The 24,778-nt window shown below is 59.1% G+C and carries 22 protein-coding genes; 13 read left to right on the forward strand and 9 right to left on the reverse strand.

What is annotated here, in order from left to right; translation table 11 throughout:
- Positions 1 to 44 precede the first annotated feature (44 nt).
- From accC to msrP, 5 genes are all read right to left on the reverse strand, one after another.
- Complete coding sequence (accC, locus tag JS46_RS19515; protein ID WP_033754760.1) at positions 45 to 1,394, reverse strand: acetyl-CoA carboxylase biotin carboxylase subunit; 1,350 nt, start codon at positions 1,392 to 1,394, stop codon at positions 45 to 47.
- A gap of 11 nt (positions 1,395 to 1,405) precedes the next feature.
- Complete coding sequence (gene accB, locus JS46_RS19520) at positions 1,406 to 1,873, reverse strand: acetyl-CoA carboxylase biotin carboxyl carrier protein (protein ID WP_033754763.1); 468 nt, start codon at positions 1,871 to 1,873, stop codon at positions 1,406 to 1,408.
- Between the two features lie 21 nt (positions 1,874 to 1,894).
- Complete coding sequence (aroQ, locus tag JS46_RS19525; protein WP_033755287.1) at positions 1,895 to 2,347, reverse strand: type II 3-dehydroquinate dehydratase; 453 nt, start codon at positions 2,345 to 2,347, stop codon at positions 1,895 to 1,897.
- Positions 2,348 to 2,569: 222 nt separating this feature from the next.
- Positions 2,570 to 3,172 (reverse strand): protein-methionine-sulfoxide reductase heme-binding subunit MsrQ, encoded by a 603-nt coding sequence (gene msrQ / locus JS46_RS19530; protein ID WP_033754766.1) that lies wholly within the window; start codon positions 3,170 to 3,172, stop codon positions 2,570 to 2,572.
- A complete protein-coding gene (msrP, locus tag JS46_RS19535; protein ID WP_033754769.1) occupies positions 3,173 to 4,177 on the reverse strand; it encodes a protein-methionine-sulfoxide reductase catalytic subunit MsrP in 1,005 nt (334 codons plus the stop codon).
- 282 nt (positions 4,178 to 4,459) lie between these two features.
- Here msrP and csrD point away from each other — a divergent pair, with 282 nt between their 5' ends.
- The 8 genes from csrD (at position 4,460) to tldD (ending at position 17,017) form a co-directional block, all read left to right on the forward strand.
- Positions 4,460 to 6,409, forward strand: a complete 1,950-nt coding sequence (gene csrD / locus JS46_RS19540; protein WP_033754772.1) for an RNase E specificity factor CsrD — start codon at positions 4,460 to 4,462, stop codon at positions 6,407 to 6,409.
- Positions 6,410 to 6,720: 311 nt separating this feature from the next.
- Positions 6,721 to 7,764: a rod shape-determining protein MreB gene (gene mreB / locus JS46_RS19545; RefSeq protein WP_003855260.1), complete on the forward strand. Its 1,044-nt coding sequence runs from the start codon at positions 6,721 to 6,723 to the stop codon at positions 7,762 to 7,764.
- A gap of 147 nt (positions 7,765 to 7,911) precedes the next feature.
- A complete protein-coding gene (mreC, locus tag JS46_RS19550) occupies positions 7,912 to 8,931 on the forward strand; it encodes a rod shape-determining protein MreC (RefSeq protein ID WP_033754778.1) in 1,020 nt (339 codons plus the stop codon).
- Positions 8,928 to 9,416 (forward strand): rod shape-determining protein MreD, encoded by a 489-nt coding sequence (gene mreD / locus JS46_RS19555; protein WP_033754780.1) that lies wholly within the window; start codon positions 8,928 to 8,930, stop codon positions 9,414 to 9,416. Before mreC ends, mreD begins: the two co-directional genes overlap by 4 nt.
- Before the next feature lie 8 nt (positions 9,417 to 9,424).
- Positions 9,425 to 10,006, forward strand: coding sequence for a nucleoside triphosphate pyrophosphatase (locus JS46_RS19560; protein WP_033754783.1), 582 nt, complete (start codon positions 9,425 to 9,427; stop codon positions 10,004 to 10,006).
- Between the two features lies 1 nt (position 10,007).
- Positions 10,008 to 11,477: a ribonuclease G gene (gene rng, locus JS46_RS19565; protein ID WP_033754786.1), complete on the forward strand. Its 1,470-nt coding sequence runs from the start codon at positions 10,008 to 10,010 to the stop codon at positions 11,475 to 11,477.
- A 146-nt stretch (positions 11,478 to 11,623) separates the two neighbouring features.
- A complete protein-coding gene (gene yhdP, locus JS46_RS19570) occupies positions 11,624 to 15,445 on the forward strand; it encodes an AsmA2 domain-containing protein YhdP (RefSeq protein ID WP_033754787.1) in 3,822 nt (1,273 codons plus the stop codon).
- A gap of 126 nt (positions 15,446 to 15,571) precedes the next feature.
- The gene (gene tldD, locus JS46_RS19575; protein WP_033754790.1) at positions 15,572 to 17,017 is read left to right on the forward strand and encodes a metalloprotease TldD; all 1,446 of its coding nucleotides are present in this window, start codon (positions 15,572 to 15,574) and stop codon (positions 17,015 to 17,017) included.
- A gap of 82 nt (positions 17,018 to 17,099) precedes the next feature.
- Here tldD and aaeR read toward each other — a convergent pair whose 3' ends face one another.
- Positions 17,100 to 18,017: an HTH-type transcriptional activator AaeR gene (gene aaeR / locus JS46_RS19580; RefSeq protein ID WP_033754793.1), complete on the reverse strand. Its 918-nt coding sequence runs from the start codon at positions 18,015 to 18,017 to the stop codon at positions 17,100 to 17,102.
- Between the two features lie 271 nt (positions 18,018 to 18,288).
- Between aaeR and aaeX the strand changes: the two genes are divergently transcribed.
- From aaeX to JS46_RS19605, 5 genes are all read left to right on the forward strand, one after another.
- On the forward strand, positions 18,289 to 18,492 hold the full coding sequence (gene aaeX / locus JS46_RS19585) for a p-hydroxybenzoic acid efflux pump operon protein AaeX (RefSeq protein ID WP_033754795.1): 204 nt from the start codon (positions 18,289 to 18,291) through the stop codon (positions 18,490 to 18,492).
- Between the two features lie 7 nt (positions 18,493 to 18,499).
- Positions 18,500 to 19,432 (forward strand): p-hydroxybenzoic acid efflux pump subunit AaeA, encoded by a 933-nt coding sequence (gene aaeA, locus JS46_RS19590; RefSeq protein ID WP_033754799.1) that lies wholly within the window; start codon positions 18,500 to 18,502, stop codon positions 19,430 to 19,432.
- Positions 19,433 to 19,443: 11 nt separating this feature from the next.
- Entirely contained in the window at positions 19,444 to 21,399 is a 1,956-nt protein-coding gene (aaeB, locus tag JS46_RS19595) for a p-hydroxybenzoic acid efflux pump subunit AaeB (protein WP_033754801.1), read from the forward strand.
- A 112-nt stretch (positions 21,400 to 21,511) separates the two neighbouring features.
- Positions 21,512 to 22,972, forward strand: a complete 1,461-nt coding sequence (locus tag JS46_RS19600) for an NAD-dependent succinate-semialdehyde dehydrogenase (RefSeq protein WP_033754803.1) — start codon at positions 21,512 to 21,514, stop codon at positions 22,970 to 22,972.
- Positions 22,973 to 23,022: 50 nt separating this feature from the next.
- Positions 23,023 to 23,292: a barstar family protein gene (locus JS46_RS19605; protein WP_033754805.1), complete on the forward strand. Its 270-nt coding sequence runs from the start codon at positions 23,023 to 23,025 to the stop codon at positions 23,290 to 23,292.
- Positions 23,293 to 23,353: 61 nt separating this feature from the next.
- Here the strand turns inward: JS46_RS19605 and yhcN (JS46_RS19610) are convergent, their stop codons facing one another.
- The 3 genes from yhcN (JS46_RS19610) to yhcN (JS46_RS19620) all read right to left on the reverse strand — a co-directional run bounded on the left by yhcN (JS46_RS19610) (position 23,354) and on the right by yhcN (JS46_RS19620) (position 24,334).
- The gene (gene yhcN, locus JS46_RS19610) at positions 23,354 to 23,617 is read right to left on the reverse strand and encodes a peroxide/acid stress response protein YhcN (protein ID WP_033754807.1); all 264 of its coding nucleotides are present in this window, start codon (positions 23,615 to 23,617) and stop codon (positions 23,354 to 23,356) included.
- A 94-nt stretch (positions 23,618 to 23,711) separates the two neighbouring features.
- Complete coding sequence (locus tag JS46_RS19615) at positions 23,712 to 23,978, reverse strand: YdgH/BhsA/McbA-like domain containing protein (RefSeq protein ID WP_033754810.1); 267 nt, start codon at positions 23,976 to 23,978, stop codon at positions 23,712 to 23,714.
- Positions 23,979 to 24,070: 92 nt separating this feature from the next.
- Positions 24,071 to 24,334 carry a peroxide/acid stress response protein YhcN gene (gene yhcN, locus JS46_RS19620; RefSeq protein WP_033754812.1) on the reverse strand — a complete coding sequence of 88 codons (264 nt, stop codon included), beginning with the start codon at positions 24,332 to 24,334 and terminating at the stop codon, positions 24,071 to 24,073.
- Positions 24,335 to 24,778 lie beyond the last annotated feature (444 nt).

Below are 24,778 nucleotides of genomic sequence, written 5' to 3' on the forward strand. Positions count from 1 at the left end.
GTCAGCAGTCAGTAACCCCGCCGGCATCGCCCTTGCTGTTGCGCTTACTTATCGTACAGTCCGAGTTTCTTTTCCAGATAGTGGATGTTGGTGCCACCCTGCTGGAAGTATTCGTCGGACATAATGCGCATTTGCAGCTCGATATTGGTCTTGATGCCGTCGATGATCAGTTCAGCCAGCGCATTTTTCATGCGGGCGATCGCCACGTCGCGGGTTTCGCCATAGCAGATCAGCTTGCCGATCATGGAATCATAGTACGGCGGCACGCTGTAGCCGGCGTAAATATGTGATTCCCAACGCACGCCAAAACCGCCTGGCGCGTGGAAACGGGTGATTTTGCCCGGGCTCGGCAGGAAGGTGTTGGGATCTTCGGCGTTGATACGGCACTCGACCGCATGGCCGCGAATGATCACGTCTTCCTGCTTGATAGAGAGCGGCTGACCGGCAGCGATGCGCAGCTGCTCTTTGATCAGATCCACGCCGGTGATCATCTCGGTAACCGGATGCTCGACCTGAATACGGGTGTTCATCTCGATAAAGTAAAACTCGCCGTTTTCATACAGGAACTCGAAGGTGCCTGCGCCGCGGTAGCCGATTTCGATACAGGCGTTAGAACAGCGCTCGCCGATATAGCGACGCAGTTCCGGCGTAATGCCCGGCGCTGGCGCTTCTTCGACCACTTTCTGGTGGCGACGCTGCATAGAGCAGTCGCGCTCGGCCAGATAGATCGCGTTGCCCTGGCCGTCGGCCAGTACCTGAATCTCGATATGACGCGGATTCTCGAGGTACTTCTCCATGTAGACCATGTCGTTGTTGAAAGCCGCTTTGGCTTCCGCTTTCGTCATGTTGATGGACTGCTCGAGCTCTTTATCGCTGCGCACGACGCGCATGCCGCGACCGCCGCCGCCGCCGGACGCTTTGATGATGACCGGATAACCGATACGCTTAGCGATAGCGCGGTTTTTCTCCATGTCGTCGCCCAGCGAGCCGTCGGAACCGGGTACGGTCGGCACGCCCGCTTTTTTCATCGCGTTGATGGCGGAAACTTTATCGCCCATCAGGCGGATGGTGTCCGCTTTCGGGCCGATAAAGATAAAGCCGGAACGCTCAACCTGCTCGGCGAAATCGGCATTCTCAGAGAGGAAGCCGTAGCCGGGGTGGATGGCGACCGCGCCGGTAATCTCGGCGGCGGAGATCAGCGCCGGGATGTTGAGATAGCTTTTAACTGACTGTGCCGGGCCGATGCAGACGGTTTCGTCCGCCAGCAGCACGTGTTTCAGATCGCGGTCTGCGGTGGAGTGCACCGCCACGGTCTTGATGCCCAGCTCTTTACAGGCGCGGAGAATACGCAGCGCGATTTCACCGCGGTTAGCAATGACAATTTTATCCAGCATGGTGCGCCTCGTTATTCGATGACGACCAGCGGCTCGTCAAATTCAACCGGCTGGCCGCTTTCGACCAGAATGGCTTTCACGACGCCAGATTTATCGGCTTCGATCTGGTTCATCATCTTCATCGCTTCGACGATGCAGAGCGTGTCGCCGGCGTTAACTTTCTGTCCGATTTCAACAAAGGCTTTCGCGTCCGGGCTCGGCGTGCGATAGAAGGTGCCGACCATCGGCGAACGCACGATGTGGCCGCTGATTTCAGCAGGCTTGGCGGACTCTACGACCGGCGCTGCGATCGGCGCGACGGCGGTGGCTAACGCAGGCTGCGGAGCTGGCGCAGCGTAAGCCTGCTGCATAACGGGATAACCCACATTGGCAGGTGCACGGCTGATACGAACGGACTCTTCGCCCTCAGAAATTTCCAGCTCAGCGATGCCGGATTCTTCAACCAGTTCGATCAGTTTTTTAATTTTACGAATATCCATGAGTGTGGTTCCGTACTCTGTTTAATTGGAGTGAGACAGGCGTTTTACTGCCGTTTGTAAAGCCCATGAGTAGCCGTCGGCGCCTAAACCGCAAATGACGCCGGCGGATACGTCGGAAAGATAGGAGTGATGGCGGAAAGGTTCACGCGCGTGCACGTTAGAGAGGTGCACCTCGATAAAAGGAATGCTTACCGCCAGAAGGGCATCGCGCAATGCTACGCTGGTGTGCGTAAATGCAGCGGGATTAATGATGATGTAATCCACATTGCCTCTGGCCTCATGAATGCGATCGATCAGCTGATATTCCGCATTGGACTGCAAATGACTCAGTTCCACATCGAGCTGGTCCGCCTGCGCGGCTAAATCGCTGACGATTTGCTGCAGCGTCGCGCGACCATACTTTTCCGGCTCGCGCGTGCCCAGCAAATTAAGGTTGGGACCGTTCAAAAGCAGAATGTGAAATTTATGCGCCATCGTGCTGCCATCTCCCGCAATCATTGAGGCATCGCGTAAAATACCTTGCTATCTTCCGTTTGTCACCCGCCGCGCCCAAAAAGGCGACGCCGCGCGCAACAAAGCCGGGCATTATATCCGTTTCGGGGCAATTCGCAGCAAAATACTGGTCTTATCTGCGAAGTTGATCCAGCGTGGCCCGAAGGCCACACCTTTTATCAGAAATAACGGGAAGAAGACAACTTAGCGTGGCAACCACTGACGAAACTTTTTGTAACGCCACGCTAACAACGCCAGTGCGCCCAGCGCGTAAAGCAGCGGCTGAGGCGAGAGCACCTTCACCGACCAGAGATAGTGAACCGGCGCGAGGATCGCCGCCAGATAGATAAAGTTATGCAGCGTTTGCCAGCGGCGGCCGAGTTTGCGCTGGGCGCGCTGGAACGAGGTCGCCGCGAGCGCCAGCAAAATCAGCCAGGTCAGGATGCCCAGCGTAAGATAGGGGCGCGTGACCAGCTCGCGGCCCAGCAGACCCAGGTTGTCGACGCCCAGCTCCAGCAGGTAGTAACTCAGCAGATGAAGAGAGGCCCAGACGAAGGTCCAGACGCCGAGCAGGCGGCGAGTGCGGATCAGCAATGGCTGTTTCGCGTAGCGCGTCAGCGGCGACACCAGCAGCGTGCCCAGCAGCAGCTTCAGCGCCATTCTGCCGGTGAAGTGCTGAATATCCTTCGCCGGGTCGGCGCTCAGCCAGCCCTGGTTCGCCGCCATAAAGAGATAGACCAGCGGCAAAAACGCCGCCAGATGCAGGACCGCCTTGAGCCAGACGATCTGTTTCAGCGTAAGGCGCACTCAGTAGTTCTCCCGCAAATCGAGCCCGCGATAGAGCGAGGCTACCTCGTCGGCGTAGCCGTTGAACAGCAGCGTCGGCTGACGCTTCACGCTGAGCGTGCCGCCGGGGCCGATAAAGCGTTCGGTCGCCTGCGACCAGCGCGGATGGTCGACGTGCGGATTAACATTGGCATAAAAACCATATTCGTTTGCCGCAATCTGATTCCAGGTCGTCGGCGGGCGATCGCGCGTCAGGGTAATCTTGACGATCGACTTAATGCCTTTAAAACCATATTTCCACGGCACGGTCAGGCGAATCGGCGCGCCGTTCTGCGGCGGCAGCGCTTTGCCGTACACGCCGGTGCTGAGCAGGGTGAGCGGGTGCATCGCCTCGTCAAGACGCAGTCCTTCCACGTAGGGGTAGTCCAGCCCGCCGCCGATAAAGCGATCTTTCTGCCCCGGCATCTGATCAGGCGCGTAGAGCGTCTGAAACGCGACGAAGCGCGCATTGCTGTTGGGCTCCGCCAGCTTCAGCAGCTTATTAAGCTCGAAACCGACCCAGGGCACGACCATCGACCAGGCCTCGACGCAGCGCATGCGATAGATTCGCTGCTCCATGGCGAACTTTTTGAAAATATCGTCCATGTTGAGCGTGATCGGCTTCGCTACTTCGCCGTCGATGGTCAACTGCCAGGGATCGGTTTTCAGCGTGCCGGCATTGGCGGCGGGGTCCGCCTTATCAAGGCCGAATTCATAGAAGTTGTTATAGCCGGCGACCTTATCTTCCGGCGTCAGCGTCAGGCTGGCCTGATACTTTTCCGGCTTGCTGAAGGTTAGCGGGCGTCCGGCAGGCGCGGCGGGGCGATCGTTGCCTTTGAACCAGCTCAGCACGTCTGCCTGCGCGACGCCGGGCATGCCGAGCGCCGCGGCGCTCAGGCCGAGAGTTTTCAGCACCTGGCGGCGCCGCATATTAAAGATGCTTTCCGGCGTAACGTCGGCTTCAGTCAGATATTTTGTGGGTTTCATCGCTCACCTCCCGGCTCGAATATGCCTTCCAGCATGATGACTATTGCCGATCGACGCGACTTTCGCCGCTAAAATATGAAATTTCCTGGCACGACGCGCCGATGAGAATGCGCCGAAAAGCTGAACGACCCGGGCTAACCGTTGTCTGGTACGGATATACTTGCTCATCTTACGCAGCGGCGCTGCCGCAGAGCGGGATTTATGCTATTTTGCTCGCGCTTGCGTCAGGCGCGGCGCAGGGCGGGCGTAAATGGGTCATTACCGCAGCGAACAGGCACAGGGATGCGATTAACCACGAAACTATCTGCGTTTATTACATTTTTAAGCTTACTGGCGATGTTTTTGATGCTGGTGGGCTGCGCTTTTAGCGTTTACTGGCTAACCCATCAGCGCGTCGAAGGACGCGTGCAGACACTAGCGACCGAAGTGGATCAGGCGCTGCTGAAGCAGTCGCCTGACGCGCTGCGCGACTGGCTGCAGCACACCATGACGGTGATGAATACCGAGCGGATCGAGCTGCGCAACGGCGACGGCATCCTGTTCCGACTCAGCCGGCATGAAAATCCGATGCTGGAAGATGAAACCAACCGCTTTATCCAGTTCGACGTGCCGCTGGTTCATCAGCCGGGCGTAACGATGCGCGTCGTGGCGCTCGACCCAGCCAAAACCTGGTTCCAGTCCTTTACCGGCGTCTATACCCTGGCGGCGATCCTCTTTGTCGTACTGGTGATGAGCCTGCTGCTGTTTATGATGCACTGCTGGCTCAACCGCCAGTGGCGCGGCATGGAGCGGCTGGAGAAACGTGCCGAGGCGATCCTGGCGGGCGAGCGGACGCAGCTGCGCAAAGGCGACGTCGACGAGTGGCCGCCGCGCGCCAGCAGCGCCATCGACGTGCTGCTGAACGATCTGCAGGAGGCGGGCGAGCAGCGCCTGCGTATCGACACGCTGATTCGCGCCTTTGCCGCGCAGGATAGCCGCACCGGCCTCAACAACCGGCTCTTTTTTGACAATCAGCTGGCGACGCTGCTGGAAGACCAGGAGGATGTCGGCACGCACGGCGTGGTGATGATGGTGCGCCTGCCCGATCTCGATATGCTCAATGAGACCCTGGGAACGACGCTGGTGGATGAGTATCTCTACGATCTGGTCAATATGCTCTCGACCTTCGTACTGCGCTACCCCGGCGCGCTGCTGGCCCGCTACTTTCGTAGCGACTTTGCGGTGCTGCTGCCGCACCGTAGCCTGAAAGAGGCTAACAGCATCGCGGATCAGCTCATTAACGCCGTCGATTCGCTGCCGCCGATGCGCATGGTGAACCGCGACGATCTGATTCATATCGGCATCAGCGCCTGGCACAGCGGGCAGAGCGTGTCGCAGGTAATGGACAACGTCGAGATGGCGACGCGGCGGGCGACGCTGCTGGGCGGCAACAACTGGTCCAACGGCGAGGGGAATCCCCTCGATGCCGGGCGCGGCAGCGTGCGCTGGCGAACCCTGCTGGAAAACACGCTGAGCCGCGGTGGTCCGCGTCTCTATCAGAAACCGGCGGTGCTGCTGGACGGCAGCGTGCATCACCGCGAACTGCTGATGCGTATCTTCGACGGAGATAAAGAGGTGCTGGCGGCGGAGTTTATGCCGCTGGTGCTGCAGTTCGGCATGGCGGACAGCTGGGACCGTCAGCTGGTCACGCGTATCGCCGCTCTGTCTGACGTCTGGCCTGACGAAACTCTGGCGCTGCCGATCAATATCGACTCGCTGCTGCAGCGTCCTTTCTTTAACTGGCTGCAGAACATGCTGCTGCAGTGTACTAAAGCGCAAAGAAAACGATTTTTATTTGAACTTGCTGAGGCAGATGTCTGTCAACACATCAACCGTTTAGCGCCGGTATTTCATGCGCTACAGGCGTTCGGCTGTCGTATCGCCGTCGATCAGGCGGGCTTAACCGTGGTGAGCAGCGCCTATATCAGGCAATTCCCCATCGATTTAATTAAGCTTGATCCTGGCCTGGTGCGCAATATCGATCGGCGCACCGAAAATCAGCTGTTCGTGCAGAGCCTGCTGGAAGTGTGCAAATCAGCCCAGACGCAGGTGTTCGCGACGGGCGTACGCACGCATGCGGAATGGCAGACGCTGATTGGCCTGGGCGTATCGGGCGGGCAGGGCGATCTCTTTGCGCCTTCGCTGCCGGTAAACAGTAATGTGAAAAAGTATTCACAACGCTATCATATTTAGCCATTTCCGGTGGCAACCACCTAAAGCCGGATCTGAGCGGCAGGAAGAGGCGGCGGCATCGCCAATATCCTGTGGCGGAAATGTTAGATTTTATGTCGAACGAGCACGCCTGAACGGGCGCATGAAGCCAGTAAAACGGGTGAATACCGCCGTTTTGCACCCGTGAGTTCTCGTTGACGATCGTGTAAAGCCAAATTGGTCTATTTTTTCACCGAAGCAGAACGTTTTTGCGCCTTGTGGCGGCTTCGCGTGGTTGGTAAAGTAAGCGGATTTTATTTTCCGCCCCCAGCTTGCAGGATTATCCTTTAGATATGTTTAAAAAATTTCGTGGCATGTTTTCCAATGACTTGTCCATTGACCTGGGTACCGCGAATACCCTGATTTATGTAAAAGGACAAGGCATCGTGCTGAACGAGCCTTCCGTGGTTGCCATCCGCCAGGACCGTGCCGGTTCCCCAAAGAGTGTGGCGGCCGTTGGCCATGATGCAAAACAGATGCTCGGCCGTACGCCAGGTAATATTGCAGCGATTCGCCCGATGAAAGATGGCGTGATCGCGGACTTTTTCGTCACTGAAAAAATGCTGCAGCACTTTATTAAACAGGTGCACAGCAACAGCTTTATGCGTCCTAGCCCGCGCGTGCTGGTGTGCGTGCCGGTCGGCGCGACCCAGGTAGAGCGTCGCGCTATCCGTGAATCCGCGCAGGGTGCGGGCGCGCGTGAAGTCTTCCTGATCGAAGAGCCGATGGCGGCCGCGATCGGCGCTGGCCTGCCGGTTTCAGAAGCGACCGGCTCCATGGTGGTCGATATCGGCGGCGGCACCACCGAAGTGGCGGTCATCTCCCTGAACGGCGTGGTTTATTCATCCTCTGTCCGTATCGGCGGCGATCGCTTCGACGAAGCGATCATTAATTATGTGCGCCGTAACTACGGCTCGCTGATCGGCGAAGCGACGGCAGAGCGTATCAAGCATGAGATCGGCTCCGCCTATCCGGGCGACGAAGTGCGCGAAATCGAAGTACGCGGCCGTAACCTCGCGGAAGGGGTGCCGCGCGGCTTTACGCTGAACTCTAATGAAATTCTGGAAGCGCTGCAGGAGCCGTTAACCGGCATCGTGAGCGCGGTAATGGTCGCGCTGGAGCAGTGCCCGCCGGAACTGGCGTCGGACATCTCCGAACGCGGCATGGTGCTGACCGGCGGCGGCGCGCTGCTGCGCAACCTGGATCGTCTGCTGATGGAAGAGACCGGCATTCCGGTGGTCGTCGCAGAAGATCCGCTGACCTGCGTGGCGCGCGGTGGCGGTAAAGCGCTGGAAATGATCGACATGCATGGCGGCGATTTGTTCAGCGAAGAATAATCGCCTCAATCGGCTGAGACCTGAATCGAAATGCGCAGGGAGTCGCGTGGAAGCTGACGCCGCGCGCGTCGGCGTCAGCTGTCCAGCCCAGGGAAGTACGGCGATGGCCGTACTTCCTTACCTGTTGTCGAGGAACACGCAGAATATATGAAGCCGATTTTTAGCAGGGGGCCTTCCCTGCAGTTGCGCCTGTTTTTGGCGGTGATAGTAGCCATCGCGATTATCGTCGCCGATAGCCGCCTGGGTTCGTTTACCCAAATCCGCAACTATCTGGACACATCGGTCAGTCCGTTTTATTTCCTGGCCAACGGCCCGCGTCAGATTCTTGACGGCATTTCCGGTTCGCTGGCGTCGCGCCAGCAGCTTGAGCTGGAGAATAAAGCCCTGCGCCGCGAGCTTTTCCTGAAAAACAGCGACCTGCTGATGCTGGGGCAATATAAGCAGGAAAACGCACGCCTGCGCGAACTGCTCGGTTCGCCGCTGCGTCAGGACGAGCACAAGATGGTGACGCAGGTGATCTCCACCGGCACCGATCCTTACACCGATCAGGTGGTGATCGACAAAGGCAGCGTCAATGGCGTCTATGAAGGCCAGCCGGTCATCAGCGACAAAGGCGTCGTCGGTCAGGTTATCGCCGTCGGCCAGGTGACCAGCCGCGTTCTGCTGATTTGCGACGCGTCGCATGCGCTGCCGATTCAGGTGCTGCGCAACGATATTCGCGTCATCGCGGCAGGCAACGGCTGCACCGAAGATCTGCAGCTGGAGCACCTGCCGGGCAACACCGATATTCGCGTCGGCGATATGCTGGTGACCTCGGGCCTGGGCGGCCGTTTCCCGGAAGGTTATCCGGTCGCGGTGGTCTCTTCCGTCAAGGTTGATACGCAGCGCGCCTATACCGTGATTCAGGCACGTCCGACCGCCGGTCTGCAGCGCCTGCGCTATCTGCTGCTGCTGTGGGGCGCGGATAAAAACGGCGACATGCCGATGGCGCCGGATGAAGTACACCGCGTCGCCAACGAACGCCTGATGCAGATGATGCCGCAGGTGTTGCCGCCAGCGGGCGAGATGGGGCCGCCTGCGCCGTCCGCGCAGATGGGGCCGCCAGCGCCAGCCAGCAGCGGCGGGACGCAAAGCGCGCCTGCTAACGCGCGCGGAGGCCAGCCTTGAGTCGTTACCGCAGCCAGGGTCGTTGGGTTATCTGGCTGTCCTTTCTTGTCGCCCTCGTGCTGCAGATCATGCCATGGCCGGAACAGCTCTATATGTTCCGGCCTTCATGGATCCTGCTTATCCTGGTTTACTGGGTGCTGGCGCTGCCGCACCGCGTCAACGTTGGCACCGGCTTCGTGCTGGGCGGGGTGATGGATCTGATCGCCGGATCCACTCTTGGCGTACGCGCGCTGGCGCTCAGCATCATCGCCTATCTGGTCGCCTTTAAATTCCAGCTTTTCCGCAACTTAGCGTTGTGGCAGCAGGCGTTAATGGTTATGGTGCTGTCGCTGGCGGTGGATGTCATCGTCTTCTGGGCGGAATTTTTGGTGATCAACGTATCGTTCAGGCCAGAAATTTTCTGGAGCAGCGTTATCGACGGGATTCTCTGGCCCTGGCTATTCTTATTAATGAGAAAGATTCGTCGTCAGTTCGCTGTTCAGTAAGGAATTTTATGCTATCCCTCTATCTGGCTTCCGGTTCACCGCGTCGACGTGAGCTGCTGACGCAGCTTGGCCTGTCGTTTGAACGTCTCCATACCGATGTTGAAGAGCGACGCCGCCCTGATGAGGCGGCGGAAAGCTATGTGCGTCGCCTGGCGCATGATAAAGCGCGCGCCGGCGTCGCCGTAGCGGAACAGGACCTGCCGGTGCTGGGCGCGGATACCATCGTGGTGCTCAACGGCGACGTGCTGGAAAAACCGCGCGACGCCGCCGACGCCGCCAGCATGCTGGCGCGGCTCTCCGGCCAGACGCATCAGGTGATGACCGCCGTTGCGCTGGCGGATCGCGAGCGCGTGCTCGACAGCTTAGTGACGACGGACGTGACCTTTCGTCTGCTGAGCGCGGCGGAGATCGCCGACTATATCGCGACCGGCGAGCCGATGGACAAAGCCGGCGCCTACGGAATTCAGGGCACAGGTGGAAACTTTGTCCGTAAAATTAATGGCAGCTATCACGCGGTTGTCGGATTGCCGTTGGTTGAGACAGGCGAGTTATTCAGCCATTTTCAGTCACTGCGTGCCGTAAGGGGATAACATGACGGCTGAATTACTGGTCAACGTCACGCCTTCCGAGACGCGCGTTGCCTATATCGACGGCGGCATTCTGCAGGAAATACATATCGAGCGCGAAGCGCGGCGCGGCATCGTCGGCAATATTTACAAAGGACGCGTCAGTCGCGTTCTGCCCGGCATGCAGGCGGCCTTTGTCGACATCGGTCTGGATAAAGCCGCCTTTTTGCACGCCTCCGATATTATGCCGCACACCGAGTGCGTCGCCGGCGACGAGAAGAAAAACTTTATCGTGCGCGATATCGCCGAGCTGGTGCGGCAGGGACAGGATCTGATGGTGCAGGTGGTGAAAGATCCGCTCGGCACCAAAGGCGCGCGCCTCACCACCGACATCACGCTGCCGTCGCGCTATCTGGTCTTTATGCCAGGCGCCTCGCACGTCGGCGTCTCTCAGCGTATCGAAAGCGAACGCGAGCGCGAACGCCTGAAGGCGGTGGTAGCGGACTACTGCGACGATCTCGGCGGCTTTATTATCCGTACCGCAGCCGAAGGCATCGGCGAAGAGGAGCTGGCGCAGGACGCCGCTTTTCTGAAACGCCTCTGGACCAAAGTCACCGAGCGGAAAAAACGCAATCAGACCCGCTGCCTGCTCTATGGCGAGCTGGCGCTGGCGCAGCGCATTCTGCGTGATTTCGCCGGCGCGGCGCTGGATCGCATCCGCGTAGATTCGCGGCTCACCTGCGAACTGCTGGTGGAGTTCACGCGCGAATACATACCGGAAATGGCCGACAAGCTGGAGCTCTACGCCGGCAAGCAGCCGATTTTCGATCTTTTTGACGTCGAGAATGAAATTCAGCGCTCGCTGGACCGTAAGGTCGAGCTGAAGTCAGGCGGTTATCTGATCATCGATCAGACCGAGGCGATGACCACTATCGACATCAATACCGGCGCCTTTGTCGGCCACCGCAATCTCGACGAAACCATTTTTAATACCAACGTTGAGGCGACGCAGGCGATTGCGCGCCAGCTGCGGCTGCGCAACCTCGGCGGCATCATCATCATCGACTTTATCGATATGAGCAACGAAGAGCACCGCCGTCGCGTGCTGCATTCGCTGGAGGCGGCGCTAAGCAAGGATCGGGTAAAAACCGGCATCCACGGCTTCTCGGCGCTGGGCCTGGTAGAAATGACGCGTAAGCGCACGCGCGAAAGCATCGAGCATGTGCTGTGCGAGGATTGCCCGGTCTGCAAAGGGCGCGGCACGCTGAAGACGGTGGAAACGGTCTGCTACGAAATCATGCGTGAAATCGTCCGCGTTCATCACGCCTACGACTCCGATCGTTTTCTGGTCTATGTCTCTCCGGCAGTCGGCGAAGCGCTGAAAAGCGATGAATCGCACGCGCTGGCGGAGGTGGAGATTTTCGTCGGCAAACAGGTCAAGGTGCATATTGAGCCGCTCTATACCCAGGAGCAGTTCGACGTCGTCATGATGTAAGCCCTCGCTTCCGGCGAATCCCTCGTCGACGGGCTAAAAAAGCGGCCTTGCTTAGGTTAAAATGCGCATTCATACCGCTGATTGTCTGGCGACGGTTGAGTATGAGAGATAACCATCCGTCCAGTGCGGAAGACAAGGAGAGGTGTGTGAGGCAGCTGCCGAGGATTTTGTTACTGCTGGTTGCGACCGCGATTGTGATCGTGGCGCTGCTGGTCAGCGGGCTGCGTCTGGCGATGCCGCACCTCGACACCTACCGCAGCGAAATTCTGTCGACGGTGTCGCGCGCCAGCGGGGTCAGCGTGACTGCCGACGCGCTGAGCGGCCGTTGGGAAACCTTCGGGCCGACTCTGCAGATCCGCGATCTGCGCGTCGATATGCAGGCGAACGGCAAGCTCGACATCGCGCGCGTCACGCTGGCGCTGGATGTCTGGCAGTCGCTGCTTCACTGGCGCTGGCAGTTTCGCGATCTCACCTTCTGGCAGCTGCGCCTCGACAGCAACCGTCCGCTTTTCTCCAGCGATAAAGAGAAAAACAGCTTCCGCCCCGGCCGCATCAACGAACTTTTCCTGCGCCAGTTCGACCACTTCGACCTGCGCGACAGCTCGATCTTTTTCCGCACCCCCTCCGGCCAGCGCGCCGAGCTGGCGATCCCGAAACTCACCTGGCTGAACGAGAAAAACCGCCATCGCGCGGAAGGCGAGGTGAGCCTCTCCAGCTTTACCGGCCAGCACGGCGTCGTACAGGTGCGGCTCGACCTAAACGATAGCGAGGGCTTACTCAACGACGGCCGCATCTGGATGCAGGCGGACGACGTCGACGTGCGGCCGTGGCTGGGGCGCTGGATGCGCGACAATACGCGGCTCGACAGCGCGCGTTTCAGCCTGGCGGCCTGGGTCAGCCTGCGCGAAGGCGAGCTTTACGCAGGCGATCTGCTGCTGCGCAAGGGCGGCGCGAACTGGCAGAGCGAAGAGGGCGCGCATCACCTGCAGGTCGACGGCCTGACCGCGCACCTCTCGCGCTATCAAAACGGCTGGATGGTCAGCGTGCCGCAGACGCGCCTCAGCACCGAAGGCGAGGCATGGCCGGCAGGGCACGTCGCGCTGCTGTGGCGTCCGCAGGATAAAGAGCTGCTCGGCCCTGAACATCAGGGCGAAGTGCGGATCAGGGCGACGCAGCTGGTGCTGAACCGCATCGCGCCGCTGGTGCCGCTCTTCGCGCCGCTGTCGCCGTCGCTGTTCGAAAACTGGCGCGCGCTGCAGCCGCAGGGCACCATCGAAGGGCTGGCGCTGGATATTCCGCTGGAGCAGCCGGATCAGACGCGGATGCAGGTCAAATGGCGCGACTTCCGCTGGCAGCCCTGGCAGCTGCTGCCGGGCGTCAGCAACCTGAGCGGCGAGGCGCGCGGCAGTCTGAGCAACGGGCAGGTCAACGTTGAAATGGGCCGCACCGATGTAGCCTATAGCGCCATGTTCAACGCGCCGCTGGAGATCCACCAGCTGCACGGCTCGCTGAGCTGGCTGCGCGACGCGAACGGGTTAACGCTCGACGGCCGCGATCTCGATGTGCAGGCGCGCTCGCTCTGGGCGCGCGGCGATTTCCGCTATCAGCAAAATCTTGGGCGCGATCCGCGCCTCGACATTCTCGCCGGCATCCGCGTTACCGACGCGGGCGACGCCTGGCGCTACTTTCCGCAGCCGCTGATGGGCAAGGCGCTCACGCGCTATCTGAGCGGCGCTATCAAAGGCGGCCAGGTCGATAACGCCACGCTGCTCTTCGCCGGCAATCCGAAACTGTTCCCGTTCAGTCATAACGATGGCATGTTTCAGGTATGGGTGCCGCTGCGTCACGGAACCTACGCCTTTCAGCCTAACTGGCCTGACGTGACGCAGCTCGATATCGATCTCGACTTTATCAACGACGGGCTGTGGATGCGGGCGCCGCGCTTCAGGCTGGGCGAAGTCGACGTCAGCAATTTCAGCGCGGTCATCCCGGACTATCTGAAAGAGAAGCTGCTGATCGACGGCGATATCAGCGGCAATGGCGATCAGATCGCGCGCTATTTCCAGGATACGCCGCTGAAAAAGTCGCTGGGCGCGGCGCTGGAGCAGCTGGAGATAAAGGGAAAAACCCAGGGACACCTGAAGCTTGATATTCCGCTCGACGGCGAGCTAGTGCACGCCAGCGGCAACGTCGATCTCAACAATAACGCTTTGCACATTAAGCCGCTCGACACTACCCTGGAAAACCTCACCGGCCGTTTCCGCTTTAATAACGGCAATCTGGACAGCGATACGCTGCGCGCGAACTGGTTCGGTCAGCCGGTCAACGTCAGCTTTAGCACCAAAGAGAATCCGCAGGACTTCGGCGTCAACATCCAGCTCGACGGCGACTGGCAGCCGGCGAAGCTGTCGCAGGTGCCCGCGCAGATCGCCAGCCAGCTTAGCGGCCATCTGCCGTGGCAGGGCAAGGTAAACATTACGCTGCCGCATCAGGGCGGAGCGCGCTATGACGTCGAGTTGAAAGGCGATGCAAAAGAAGTAAGCAGTCGCTTACCGGCGCCGCTCAACAAGGCTGGCGGCGAAGCGATGCCCATCGCGGTCAACGCCAGCGGCGATCTGAAACAGTTCGAACTCAGCGGCAGCGTGGCGAATCGCCATCGCTTCAACAGCCGCTGGCTTCTTGAGCCGCAGCTGCGCGTCGAGCGCGGCGTCTGGCTGAACGATGCGCGCAGCAAACCCGCCTTGCCGGATCGCGCGGGCATGGTATTAAATCTGCCTGCGCTGGACGGGGAAGCCTGGGCCGGACTGATGATGGCGGGCGGCGCTGCTCAGGGCGGCGGCGCGAGCGAAATGGGCGGCGTGGCCTTGCCGGGCGACGTCACTTTGCGCACGCCGGCGGTCACTCTGGCCGGGCAGCAGTGGCATGATATCGACGCGACGCTGGAGCAAGGCGCTAAGGGCAGCAGCAACGTCAGCATCACAGGCCGGGAAATTCGCGGCACGCTGGCGATGGCGCAAAACGCCGCATGGCGCGTCGCCCTCGACTACCTTTATTACAACCCTGAATGGCAAAGCGGCGGCGACAGCGGCGCGGCACGCCAGCAGCAGCAACAGGCGAGTAAAATCGACTTTAGCCGCTGGCCCGCGCTGCAGCTAAGCTGCGCCGAATGCTGGCTGCGGGGGCAAAAGTTCGGTCGCATCCAGGCGCAGGTCACGCCAAAAGGTGATACGTTAGCACTTACTAACGGTCTGGTGGATACCGGCAGCTCGCGTCTCAAGGTCTCCGGCGAATGGGTTAACAGCCCTGACGCCCCGCGCACCTCGCTGAAGGGCTCGCTGAGCGGCAGCAATATCAACAACGCCACCAACTGGTTTGGCGTCAATACGCCGCTGCGCGACGCCTCCTTCAAGGTCGATTACGATCTACACTGGCGCTCGGCGCCGTGGCAGCCTTCGGAAGAGACGCTGAGCGGCACGCTTAAAACTCACTTCGGCAAAGGGCAGATCGCCGACGTCAATACCGGCGCGGCGGGACAGCTGCTGCGTCTGGTGAGCTTCGATGCGCTGCTGCGCAAGCTGCGTCTCGATTTTAACGATACATTTAATAACGACGGCTTCTACTTCGACTCGATTAACGGCACCGCGTGGATTGAAAACGGTGTGATGCGCACCGATAACCTCCTGGTGGATGGCCTTGAAGCGGATATCGCGATGCAGGGCAAGGTCGATTTAGTGAAGCGCAATATCGATATGGAAGCGGTGGTCGCGCCCGAGATCTCCGCCTCGGTCGGTGTAGCCACCGCCTTTGTGATTAATCCGGTCGTGGGCGCGGCGGTCTTCGCAGCGAGTAAGGTGCTGGGTCCGCTGTGGAATAAGATCTCGCTGCTGCGCTATCACATCGACGGCCCGCTGGATAAGCCGCAAATCAACGAAGTTCTGCGCAAACCGCGCGAAGACGAAAAGAAGTGAATTTGACGCCGTCAGGGAATTGCCGCAGGCTAGTAAAATCTGACGTTATTAGCGCAGGGCCAGCGGGCTCTGACGCACAATGAGTGTCACACCCTCATTATCTGAGCATAAAACGAGCGAGATACGATGACTCTGAACCTGGTAAGTGAGCAGTTGCTAACTGCTAACAATATTAATCAGCAGGACCTGTTTTCCCTGTTAGGGCAGCTTTCAGAACGTCGTCTGGATTATGCCGACCTCTATTTTCAGTCCAGCTTCCATGAATCCTGGGTGCTGGAAGACAAGATTATCAAAGACGGCTCCTGGCATATCGACCAGGGCGTCGGCGTGCGCGCCGTCAGCGGCGAAAAAACCGGCTTCGCCTATGCGGACCAGATTACCCTGAACGCCCTGCGCCAGTCGGCGGAAGCGGCACGCAGCATCGTGCGCGAGCAGGGCAACGGCAAGGCGCATACCCTTTCCAACGTGATGCATCGCGCGCTCTATCAGCCGCTTAATCCGCTCGATAGCCTGACGCGCGAAGATAAAATCGCCCTGCTGCAGCGCGTGGACAAAGTGGCGCGCGCCGCAGACGCGCGCGTGCAGGAGGTCAACGCCAGCCTGAGCGGCGTTTACGAGCAGGTGCTGGTGGCAGCGACCGACGGCACGCTGGCAACGGACGTGCGACCGCTGGTGCGCCTCTCCGTCAGCGTGCTGGTAGAGGATAACGGCAAACGCGAACGCGGTTCCAGCGGCGGCGGCGCGCGCGTCGGCTACGAATTTTTCCTCGCTGATGAAAACGGCGACGTGCGCGCCGACGCCTGGGCGAAAGAGGCAGTACGTATGGCGCTGGTCAATCTTTCCGCCGTTGCCGCGCCGGCGGGCACGTTGCCGGTGGTGCTGGGCGCGGGCTGGCCGGGCGTGCTGCTGCACGAAGCGGTAGGCCATGGCCTGGAAGGCGACTTCAACCGCCGCGAGACCTCGGTATTCAGCGGCAAAATGGGCCAGCTGGTGGCGTCTGAGCTCTGCACCGTAGTGGACGACGGCACCATCGAAGGGCTGCGCGGTTCGCTGGCGGTAGATGACGAAGGCGTGCCGGGCCAGTACAACGTGCTGATCGAAAACGGCGTGCTGAAAGGCTATATGCAGGACAAGCTCAACGCGCGTCTGATGGGCGTCGCGCCGACCGGCAACGGCCGCCGCGAATCCTATGCGCATCTGCCGATGCCGCGTATGACCAACACCTATATGCTGGCGGGCAAGTCGACGCCGCAGGAAATTATCGAAAGCGTTGAGTATGGCATCTACGCGCCTAACTTCGGCGGCGGCCAGGTCGACATCACCTCCGGCAAATTTGTCTTCTCGACCTCCGAGGCCTATCTGATTGAGAACGGCAAGGTGACGAAGCCGGTGAAAGGCGCCACGCTGATCGGTTCCGGCATTGAGGCGATGCAGCAAATCTCGATGGTCGGCAACGATCTGGCGCTGGATAAAGGCGTCGGCGTGTGCGGCAAAGAGGGGCAGAGCGTGCCGGTCGGCGTTGGCCAGCCGACGCTGAAGCTGGATAAACTCACCGTCGGCGGCACCGCCTGATCCTCCGCCCTCGCTGACAGCGCGCGCGTCTGGCAAGGATGCCGGACCGGGCGCTTTCTATCGCTGGGCACGGCGCAGGCCGTCAGCTGGCGCGATGCTGCTGATACTGCTCCGCCACCTGCTGGAAATACTCCGTGAGATAGTCGATGCACACCTGCACCTTCAGCGGCAGCTTATCCTTTTCGGTATAAAGCGCATAAACCGGACGCGGATCGGATTGATACTGCGGGAAAAGAATATCGATCTCCCCTGCGTTAATCTCCTCAATCACCCACATCATCGGCACATAGGCGATGCCGTTGCCAGCCTTGAGCCAGCGGATTAGCGTTAGCGAATCGTTGGTGACGAAACGGCCCTGCGGCGAGAGGCGCGAAACCAGTCCTTCGGGCGCGATCAGCTCGAAATTATTATCGGGACGCACGCTGTACTCAAGCCAGGCGAAGTTATCGACGTCGGCCGGCTTCTCTGGCGCGCCGTGCTGCTGCAGATAGCTTTTCGCCGCGCACACCACCATCGGCATCGCGCCGAGGCGGCGAGAAAAAAGGCTGGAGTCCTTTAGCGCGCCTACGCGAATCACTAAATCGAGCCCGTCGGCGATCAGATCCGGCGCCGGAATGCCCGCCACCAGATTCACGCTCAGGCCAGGGTACTCGCGCAGCATATTGCTGGTCATTTCGGCGAGGACGTTTTGCGCCATGGTAGAGGAGCTACCGATGCGCAGCGTGCCGACCGGCGTATTGTTGAAGGCGTAGAGCTGCTCGTGCACCTGCGTGGCCTCAGCCAGCATGCGGCGACAGCCCTGATAATAAATTTTGCCCGCCTCGGTCAGACCGATGCTGCGCGTGCTGCGGTTCAGCAGCTTAACCTGTAGCTCATCTTCCAGTTTCGCCACAATCTGACTGATAGACGAAACGCTGAGGTGAAGCTGGCGTGCGGCGGCGGTAAAAGAACCTAATTCAACCACTTTGGCGAAAATTGACATGCCTTTCAGTCGTTCCATTGTTTACTCTGGTTAAAAAGTGATTTAGCTCACATTCTGTAGAAAATGTATAGTCAGGCGCGTTACTATATGCGCGCCGGGTATTCCCCGGTGATTCGCTTTTGCCCGGGAAGGGTTAAGCCGACCTGCTGCAAAACGTCTGTTGCCGCCCGATGATACGCTATTATTTACTCAGCAGTGGTTCGGATGCTGTCATCCGCCACCCAGCCGTTGCGGCTTGCAGCCGGGCAGGCTAAGGATCATCCCGGCAAGGTCGTACTAAGGATCCCTGATGAGTGTGCTTCCGGTTTTTGTCGTATTTGGGCTCTCTTTCCCGCCCATCTTCATTGAATTAATCGTCTCGCTAATGCTGTTCTGGTTGGTGAAACGACTGCTGACGCCAAGCGGTATCTACGATCTCGTGTGGCATCCGGCGCTTTTTAACACGGCGCTCTACTGCTGTGTGTTTTACCTGGTATCCCGTCTATTCGTCTGAGGTTTAAGTGAAATCGCTAATAAGAAAAATCGCGCGTTACGCGATTACTATCCTGCTGGTTATCATCGCTATTGTTATCATCTTTCGCGCCTGGGTGTTTTACACCGAGTCGCCGTGGACGCGCGACGCTAAATTCGCGGCGGATGTCGTGGCGATTTCGCCGGACGTGACGGGTTTGATTACCGACGTGCCTGTACATGACAACCAGCTGGTGAAAAAGGGCGATACCCTTTTTGTCGTGGATCGTCCGCGCTATCAAAAAGCGCTGGATCAGGCGCAGGCCGACGTCGAGTACTATCAGGCGCTGGTCAGCGAAAAACGTCGTGAGGCGGCGCGCCGCAATCAGCTGGGCACCTCGGCGATGTCGCGCGAAGCGATCGACCAGGCGAACAACGATCTGCAGACCACGGAACATCAGCTGGCGAAATCGATCGCCACGCGCGATCTGGCGAAGATCGATCTGGATCGCACCGCCATCACCGCGCCGTCCGACGGCTGGGTAACCAACCTCAACGTCTATGAAGGCGAGTTCATTACCCGCGGCTCCGTCGCGGTGGCGCTGGTGCAGCAGCACTCTTTCTACGTGCTGGCCTATCTGGAAGAGACCAAGCTGCACGGCGTCGAGCCGGGCTATCGCGCCGAAGTGACGCCGCTCGGCAGCAACGTGGTGCTGCGCGGCACCGTCGACAGCGTCGCCGCTGGCGTAACCAACAGCAGCAGCTCGGTCGACAGCAAAGGCATGGCGACCGTGGACTCCAACCTTGAGTGGGTACGCCTGGCGCAGCGCGTCCCGGTGCGCATTCGTCTCGATCAGCAGCCCGGCAACCGCTTCCCGGCGGGCACCACCGCGACCGTGGTGATAACCGGCCAGGGCGATCGCGCCGATACGCAGGTGTCGCCGATGTCGCGTCTCTTCAATCGCCTGCGTGAGTTTGGTTAAGCGGGGCCGATATGTTCGAGTTCCTGCGTTTCCCGATCAAGCTGACCTTCGCGCTGGTGGCGGCGCTGATGATCGGCTTTCATCTTAACCTTGAAACGCCTCGCTGGGCGGTGATGACCGCCGGCATCGTCGCGGGCGGCACCGCTTTCGTCGCCGGCGGCGATCCCTACTCCGGCGCGCTGCGCTATCGCGGCGTGCTGCGTATTATCGGCACCTTTATCGGCTGTATCGCCGCGCTGACCATTATGATCGCTACGGTGCGCGCGCCGGTGGTGATGCTGCTGCTCTGCTGCATCTGGGCGGGCGTCTGCGTCTGGCTCTCCTCGCTAATCAAAGTTGAAAACTCCTATGCGCTGGGGCTGGCGGGCTATACCGCGCTGATTATCGTGGTGACCGCCGACGCCAACAATGGCCTGACGCTGGTGCCGCAGTTTGCGGTTGAACGTTGCAGCGAGATTGTGCTCGGCATTCTCTGTGCCATTCTGGCGGATATGATCTTCTCGCCGCGCTCGATTAAAAAGGTCATCGACAGCGAAGTCGATGCGCTGCTGGTGGCGCATTATCGCCTGCTGCAGCTCTGCGTGGCGCATGAAGATAAAGAGGAAGTCGACAAGGCGTGGAGCGCGCTGGTGCGCCGTACCTCGGCGCTCGGCACCATGCGCGGCCAGCTAATGATGGAGTCGTCGCGCTGGCAAAACGCCAACCGCCGGCTGCAAATGCTCAACACGCTGTCGCTGACCATGATTACCCAGGCGGCGGAAACCTTCCTCATTCAGAATTCGCGCCCGGAATATATTCCTTCGCAGTATCGTCTGCTGATAGAGAAGAAGGCAGAAAGCGTTGCCGACGTGCATCGGCGTATGAAGGTGATGCGGCGGGTGATTGGCGCCAGTGAAGAGGGCAAGGCGCCCGTGACGCTGGCGAGCTGGGTTGGCGCGGCGACAGAATATTTGCTGCTGCTAAAAGGGATTAAAAGCAACAGCCGCATCACGACGCTGGAAGAGGGCATTCTCGAGCGCGAAATCGTTATCCAGGCGCGCTCTGCTGAAACCCATCACGCGATGATTAACGGCATCCGCACCTTTGTCGCCACGGCCCTCGGCTCGTTGTTCTGGCTCTATACCGGCTGGACCTCCGGCAGCGGCTGTATGGTAATGCTGGCGGTGATTACCGCGCTGGCGATGCGCGTGCCGAATCCGCTGATGATGGCGAAGGATTTCTTCTACGGTATGATTTTTGCGGTGCCGCTTAGCTCGTTCTATTTTATGTACCTGCTGCCCAGCACCCAGCAGAGCGTGCTGCTGCTCTGCATCGCCATCGGTCTGCTCGGCTTCATTAGCGGCATCCTGATACAGCGTCGTCAGCTGGGCACGCTCGGTGCGCTGGCCGGTACCATCAACGTGCTGGTTCTGGATAATCCTATGACCTTCCACCTGAGCGTGTTCATCGACAACGTGCTGGGGCAGATGATCGGTGCTTTCGTCGCACTGATGGTCATCCTGCTTATTCGCGACAAATCGAAAGCGCGCACCGGACGTAAGCTGCTGAACCGCTTTATGTATGCTGCGGTGTCGGCGCTGACCACCAACCAGGCGCGCCGTCGCGAAAACCATCTTCCCGCGCTCTATCAACAGCTGTTTATGCTGCTGAACCTGTTTCCCGGCGATATCGACAAATATCGCATCGCGCTGACGCTGATTATCGGCCATCAGCGGTTGCGCAGTGCGGACGTGCCGGTCAACGCCGACCTGTCGGCCTTCCATCGCCAGCTGCGCGCTACGGCGGATCGCGTGATTTCAGCGCGCAGCGATGAGAAACGGCGCCATTACTTTGAACAGCTGCTGGCGGAGTTCGAGGTCTATCAGCAGAAGCTGGTACAGTACGATGCGCCGCTCAGCGTCACCGAGCCGGTGAAGCGCCTTGCCGATATGCTCAGCAAATACCAGAACACCCTCATCCAAATCTGAATCTGGCCGCTGTCCGACGCAGCGGCCGCTCCAGTGCCACGCCTTCCCTAAAACGCTCGCTTTTGCCATCTATACTTTTCTGACAGGAAGAGAAACTGACAGGAGCGACCCTATGACGACCCCACTGCACGACAGCGAATTTTTTCAGACCGGCTATCTGGCCGATGGCGAATGGCATCGCGCCGCCGCCACCTTTGATGTGTTGAACCCTGCTACCGGCGAAGTGCTGGCCGCCGTGGCGAAGGCGGGCAAGGCCGAAACCGAACAGGCAATCGCCGCCGCCGAGCGCGCTTTCCCCGCCTGGCGCGCGCAGACCGCCAAAGCGCGTTCCGAGATCCTCTATCGCTGGTATCAGCTGATGATCGACAACAAAGCCTGGCTGGCGCAGCTGATGACTGCTGAACAGGGCAAGCCTTTGAAAGAGGCGGAAGGCGAGGTGGAATACGCCGCCAGCTTTATTCAGTGGTTTGCCGAGCAGGCGAAGCGCGCTAACGGCGAAATCATTCCGCCGGCCAAACCCGGCTCGCGCATTCTTGCTACGCGCGAGCCGATCGGCGTCGTTGCCGCGATCACGCCGTGGAACTTTCCCATGGCGATGCTGACGCGCAAGCTCGGACCCGCGCTGGCGGCAGGCTGCACCGGCATTATCAAGCCGGCAAACAACACGCCGCTGAGCGCGTTTGCGCTGCTGGCGCTGGCGAAAAAAGCGGGCGTGCCGGACGGCGTGCTTAACGCGGTGGCCGGCGATACCCACGCCATCAGCGATGCGATTATGGCCAGCAAGGCGGTGCGTAAAATTTCTTTCACCGGCTCGACCGCGGTCGGCAAAACGCTGGTGCGCAACGCCGCCGACACCATGAAAAAGGTGTCGATGGAGCTGGGCGGCAACGCGCCCTATATCGTTTTTGAGGATGCGGATATCGACGCGGCGGTTAAAGGCGCCATCGCCAATAAATTCCGCAACGCCGGCCAGGTCTGCGTCAGCGTCAACCGTTTCTATATCCACGACGCCGTGTACGACCGTTTTGTCAACCAGCTGGCTGAGGAAGTGAAAAAGCTCAAGGTCGGCAACGGCGTCGAAGAGGGCGTGGTCGTGGGGCCGCTGATCGAAGCGTCCGCCGTGGATAAAGTGGAAGAGCACGTTAAGGACGCCAAAGCAAAAGGCGGACGGATCGTCACCGGCGGCGAACGTCATGCGCTGGGCGGCAACTTCTGGCAACCGACGGTGATCGCCGACGCGCACGAAGCGATGATGCTGGCGAAGGAAGAGACCTTCGGTCCGGTCGCAGCCTGCTTCCGCTTTAGCGACGAGCAGGAGGTCATTCGTCGCGCTAACGACACCGAGTTCGGCCTTGCGGCCTACTTTTATACGCAGAACCTGCAGCGCGTCTTTCGCGTCTCCGCCGCGCTGGAAAGCGGCATGATCGGCATTAACGAATGCGCGGTGTCGACCGAGCTGGCGCCGTTTGGCGGCGTAAAAGAGTCGGGGCTGGGGCGCGAAGGTTCGGTGCTTGGCCTGGAAGAGTATCTGGAGGTCAAGGCGCTGCATATCGGCGGCCTGAGCGAAAGCTAATGCGCGGGCGGCCTCGCGCCGCCCGGTGAGGAAGGACAGGAGCCTTCACTATGAAAACCGAGCGTTTCGACTTTAACGAGATTGTCGACCAGTCGCATTTTTTCCGCCAGTTCAGCGAGCGTTTCGCCCTGAACATTTATCGTATTGGCGACCTGGATGCGTTATGGGACGTACTCACCGGCGAAGAGCTGACGATGCCACTGGAAATTGAATTTATCAATCTGGGAAAGGGGCAGAAACGACGCTATGGCGCGCTGATCCTGTTATTTGATGAGGCAGAAGAGGAGCTGGAAGGCCAGCTCCGCTTTAATATTAAGTAACCCACAAAAAGGGCCCCGACAAGCGGGGCCAAAGGGTTCGTCAGCAGTTGTTGACGAGGAATTACTTATAGAGTTCAGCAGTGAAGTGGTAGCTGTCGCCAGTGCGCGCTTCGATCACTTTATAGGCGCTGGCGCCTTGTTCATCGGCTTTCTGCGAAAGCTGCGCGCGGTAGTCCATCGGCGAGCCCGCTGTACCACTGATTGTCACTGTCCCCGCAGGCTGCATGTTCTGCGCCTGGTCACCGGTAATCAGCTGCGCTGCCTGAGCGCCGAATGCGATTACGGAAAGCAGGCTAACGGTTGCGATGGTTGTTTTGATTTTCATTGTTCGTCTCCTCATTACAATCAACAACCTGCGGTTGACATCATGATGCGGGTCGTCGATATAGCAGGCGTCGCGTGGGCGCCCGATCGGTTAATTATTTGTAGAGCTCAGCCGTGACGTGGTAGGTGTCGTCCTGGTTGTTCTCGATAATGCGGTAATGGCTTGCGCCCTGCGCGTCGGCTTTCTGAGAAAGCGCCTGACGGATGTTGGTCTGATCGCCGTCATGACCGCTGATGCTAATGGTCTGGTTCAGCGGCTGCAGCGTTTCGGCCTGTTGATTCGATACCAGACTGGCTGCGCTGGCGCCAAACGACAGCGCGGCGGTCAGGGCGGCTAAAGCGATAAGTGATTTGGTTTTCATGGTCTACTCTCCTGAATTCATCGATAAGGCCACCCGAGGCGCAATGCGCGCTTCAATAAGGTCGCCCGTCCAACGACGTCTGGCTACCGCGCTTATTTATACAGCTCGGCGGTAGCGTGGTAGTTGCCGTTGTTATAAGCCTCGATTACGCGGTAGGCGCTGGCGCCTTTCTGTTCTGCCTTCGCGTTCAGCTCTTCTTTAATCTGCATTGGAGAACCGGCCACGCCGCTTACGCTTACTGAGCCGATAGACTGCAGATTTTGAGCCTGCTGCGCGTTAATGGATTCTGCTGCAAAAGCGCCGAATGACAGAGCAGATAGAATGCTCAGGGTTGCGATAGTAGTTTTAACGTTCATATATATTTCCTCGTCGTCTGTTTTTGTCTTTTTGTTTGATGTGATTTGCGTCACGAAAAGAAGTATAGAACTAATAACGTCTGAAATTAATATCTGCCTAATAATGTTTTGTTGTGATTCTTTATCCTTATGACTCTTTTTTATTCTTTATAGTTATAAAAAGTGCGTGAAAAAGCGACATTTAGACAAAAATGGTTTTAAAAACAGTTTATTAAGTCACTTTAACTTTTTGTGCGAAAGGGCATGGTGGATGTGGCTGGTTATTGATTTGGATCTGGGCATTATCGCTAATCGCGTAGTGTAAAGCAGCGTAAAATAGCGCGAAAGGTTAAGCAGGCAGAAAGGTATGACCATAGCCGTTCAGGGCGTCAGCTGGAAATAGAATAAGTTAACGGACTGGATAAGCAGGATATGAAATGGCTGACAGGGCAGGTAAGGCGACCG

Origin of the sequence: Pantoea sp. NGS-ED-1003 (assembly GCF_000738765.1) — a bacterium.
Classification (GTDB): Bacteria; Pseudomonadota; Gammaproteobacteria; order Enterobacterales; family Enterobacteriaceae; genus Pantoea; species Pantoea septica.